Genomic DNA, 3,418 nt, shown 5'->3' with positions numbered 1-3,418 from the left:
CTGGCCGACTTCCTACGCAGAAGTGGGAGGAGGGATAGCGCCATGCTGGAGGCGGTCGGAACTGATGCAGTGTCGTCCGGCTACCCCCGCGCGGACGTGCACGACGCGCTGTGCGGCTCGACGTTGGCCGGCCTCCCGTACGCCGGGTGGTGGTCATCTCGCCCTCTCGGTCCGCGGGCGACGGGCAGGGGGCGGTGGCCCAGGCGGGCGATCAGGGCGTAGGTCGCGGCCGGGGTGGCGCCACGGGAGAGGGTGTGGCGGGCGAGGGTGGCGAGGTGCATCGGGGATCGGGCTTTCAGGCGAGGGTGGTGGCAGGGGCGACGAGGGCCCAGACGAACTTGCCGATGCCGCAGGGCCGGGAGGCGCAGCCCCAGCGTTCGGCGAGCTCGTCGACGAGGAACAGGCCGCGCCCGTGCTCGTCGTCCGGGGCGGCGATACGGAGGGAGGGGCGGGTGGTGCCGGCGTCGTGGACTTCGAGGCGCAGGTGGGAGTCTACGAGGGCGAAGCGGACCTCGATGTGGCGGTCGGCGGGCGCGTCGGAGTGCTGGACGGCGTTGGCGAACAGCTCGCCCAGCAGCAGCTCGGCGGTATCGCGGTAGCGGTCCCCGGAGGGCAAGCCGGAGAGGTAGGCCCGAAGCAAGTACCGCGCGAGGGGCGTGGATTCAGCCCGCGAGTCGAGGCGCGCGACGAACGTCCGGGGCGGCTGGTGGGTCTTGAGCATGGGGGAGCACCTCAAGGGGCGGAGGGGAGTGCGTTAGAGGGCGACAGAGCGGCCAACCGAGACCAAGACGACATCCTCGCCGCCGCGCTGGGTGCTGACGCATGGTCACGGATAGAGCATCGAGCATTGCCGGGACTGCCACCAGGGTCACGGTGAGTACCCACCGTGGAGCCTTCGTGTAGTCACCACGGCCGGTACCCTCGTGGCACCATCGCCCAGGGAGGCCCGCTTGCCCGCGCCGGAACCGCTCCCCGAACGACTGCTGACCGACCCGACTTTCGTGGCGGCATGCGCGAGCAGGCAGATCGGTCCCGTTTTCCGGGCCATCGCGAGGCAGGCAGGTATCGGGCCGGCTCAGATTGCCCGGCGCACCGGCCTCTCGACCAGCCGTGTCACGGAGATCATGAGCGGGCCGCGGGAAGTCTCCAGCATGGATGTGATCGAGCGGATTGCCGACGGCCTGCACGTCCCTGGCTGGATGCTCGGCCTGGCCGACCGGTCATGGGAGGCGGCGACCGGCCCCGCCGGCTACCAGCCGGCCACCGCACCCGAGACCTGGGAAGTCCTTGACATGCTGTCCCGATCCACCACGTCCGACGCCGCCCTGACACACCTGGAAGCGGCTGTCGCCGATGTGGCCTACCGCTACCCGTCGACCGTACCCACCGAGTCCATGCCCATCCTTCAACGGCAACTGGCCGGCGTACACGAGCTGCTCGCTCGCCCGCAGTCCCTCACCGCCCGGCGCCGTGGCGTACGGATACTGGCTGCCATCGCCGGCCTTTTGGGACTGGCCCACCACGACCTCGGCGACCGGAGCCGCAGTGAAGCGCACTTCCACCTCGGCGCCGTCGCTGCAGGTGAGGGGGAAGCAGATGATCTCACCGCGTGGCTCCTCACCATGCAGAGCATCGTCGAGTACACAGCCGGGCGGCGCGATACCGCCGCCGCGCTCCTTCGGCAGGCCGCCGCGCACGGCGAGACCGCAGCACCCCGGCGTCGTGCCTGGATCGCCGCCAATCTCGCTCGCGTGCTTGCCGCAGGCGGTGACCGGGGCGCAGCACTGGCCGCACTCGACCAAGCCGCGCATCACCTCGACCTCGCGGAGGACGGCACGATCGGCGGCCTCGACTTCTTCACCGCACCACGGCTGGACGGTCTCGCCGGCGAGACGTACGCACACCTTGGTGAGCATGACGCTGCCAGCCACCTACTTGAGACCGCCATCGGCCGCCGGGCAGTTGCCGATCTCAAGGGGAGGGCCGTCCTCACCTTCGACCTCGCCGAGGTGCGGCTCGCCCAAGGCGACTTCGAAGCCGCGTGTGTCACGGCACACTCCGCCCTCGACCTGGCACGGGCCAGTATCATCCAGCCGATCGTCCTGCGCGCCCAGGCGCTCCAGGTATCCCTGTCGCCCTGGTCGGCCGAGAGACCTGTACGGGAGCTCGCCGCACGCGTGAGAGAGTCGGGAAGGCAACTGGTGCGCGCGTGAGGGAGGAACTGCCCGTGGAATGGGAGGTGTTCGGGCGTCGGCAAGTCTACGGGAGCCCGTGGGTCGAGGTCTGGCTCGATGACGTCGAGATCCCCGGTGTCGGCCGGATCGACCATCACGTCGTCCGCTACCCCCGCGCCTCGACCACCGCCGTCGTCACCAACGAGGCCGGCGAGTTCCTCCTCCTCTACCGGCACCGGTTCATCACCGGCCACTGGGGCTGGGAGGTACCGGCCGGATGGGCCGAGCCTGGCGAGGAGCCGGCGGCGGCCATCGTCCGCGAGGTCGAGGAGGAGACCGGTTGGCGTCCCGGCCGGGTCGAGCTGTTGACCGAGTACGACGCCATGGCCGGCATCGGCGACGCCCACTTCCACACCTACCACGTCACGGATTGCACCCGGGTCGGCGACCCCGAGGACGTGTCCGAGGCGACCCGCGTGGAGTGGGTACCCGAAAGCGAAGTGGTGAAGCTGCTGACGAACGGCGGGGTCCCGGACGGACCGTCGCACGCCGCCCTGTCCTATTTCCTCGGCCCGCATCGACTCGCTCGGCAGTTCTGACCGCCTCGACTACGCGTCAGTCGACCGCCCCGTGGCACGGTACGCGGACGCTCGCCGCGCTCAACGGTTCGCACTCTTCGTAGTCGATGTGCTACTTTCCGCATCATCAACAGAACATAGGAGACCCCGGCGGTGCTGGAACACCCCGGGGTCGGGCACCAGGAGCAGCAACTCCAGATGCAGATTCATCGTAGCGTTCACACGCGCGCGTTCACCGTCCTTCCGAACGGCCTGTTGCAGGACCGTCGGCTCAGTTACACCGCCCGGGGCCTCCTCGCCGACCTGCTCTCCCGCCCCGACGGGTGGCGGGAGGACGGACGGCAGATGGCGGACAGCAGTCCGCAGGGCCGGGGCGCCGTCCGGCGGGCGCTCAAGGAGCTGAAGGACGCCGGGTACTACCGCGTCGACACGGTCCGGATGTCCAACGGCACCGTGCGGTCCGAGGCCCATGTCTTCGACACCCCGCAGTCGGCACCGACTGTCCCCCGCCCGGCCTCCGGTGGGCGAGGGACCGGCGGCTCTGTCACCCCTCCCGTAAAGGACCCGGAGCAAGAACCCACCCTCCCGGATGAACGGACGCGGGCGGCCGTGGCCACGCTGTTCCGGGTGATCCGGCCCGAACCGCGTCTGCGCCTCGGCGAGGCC

General features: G+C 70.3%; 3 protein-coding genes and 1 pseudogene. 3 read left to right on the top strand and 1 reads right to left on the bottom strand.

The features are described 5' to 3' along the window. Positions 1-295: 295 nt before the first annotated feature. Positions 296-721 (bottom strand): ATP-binding protein, encoded by a 426-nt coding sequence (locus ACFU7Y_RS41985; protein ID WP_224284765.1) that lies wholly within the window; start codon positions 719-721, stop codon positions 296-298. Positions 722-950: 229 nt separating this feature from the next. Between ACFU7Y_RS41985 and ACFU7Y_RS41980 the strand changes: the two genes are divergently transcribed. From ACFU7Y_RS41980 to ACFU7Y_RS41970, 3 genes and pseudogenes are all read left to right on the top strand, one after another. Then, positions 951-2,213 (top strand): helix-turn-helix domain-containing protein, encoded by a 1,263-nt coding sequence (locus tag ACFU7Y_RS41980; RefSeq protein ID WP_380771687.1) that lies wholly within the window; start codon positions 951-953, stop codon positions 2,211-2,213. Between the two features lie 14 nt (positions 2,214-2,227). Beyond that, positions 2,228-2,773, top strand: coding sequence for an NUDIX hydrolase (locus ACFU7Y_RS41975; RefSeq protein ID WP_224284768.1), 546 nt, complete (start codon positions 2,228-2,230; stop codon positions 2,771-2,773). A 177-nt stretch (positions 2,774-2,950) separates the two neighbouring features. Next, positions 2,951-3,418: pseudogene (locus ACFU7Y_RS41970) on the top strand (hypothetical protein); the annotation flags it as partial.

This window comes from Kitasatospora sp. NPDC057542 (genome assembly GCF_042801945.1).
Lineage (GTDB): Bacteria > Actinomycetota > Actinomycetes > Streptomycetales > Streptomycetaceae > Kitasatospora.
Note: the sequence above shows the minus strand (reverse complement) of the source record. Positions and strands in the feature narration are given on the sequence as shown.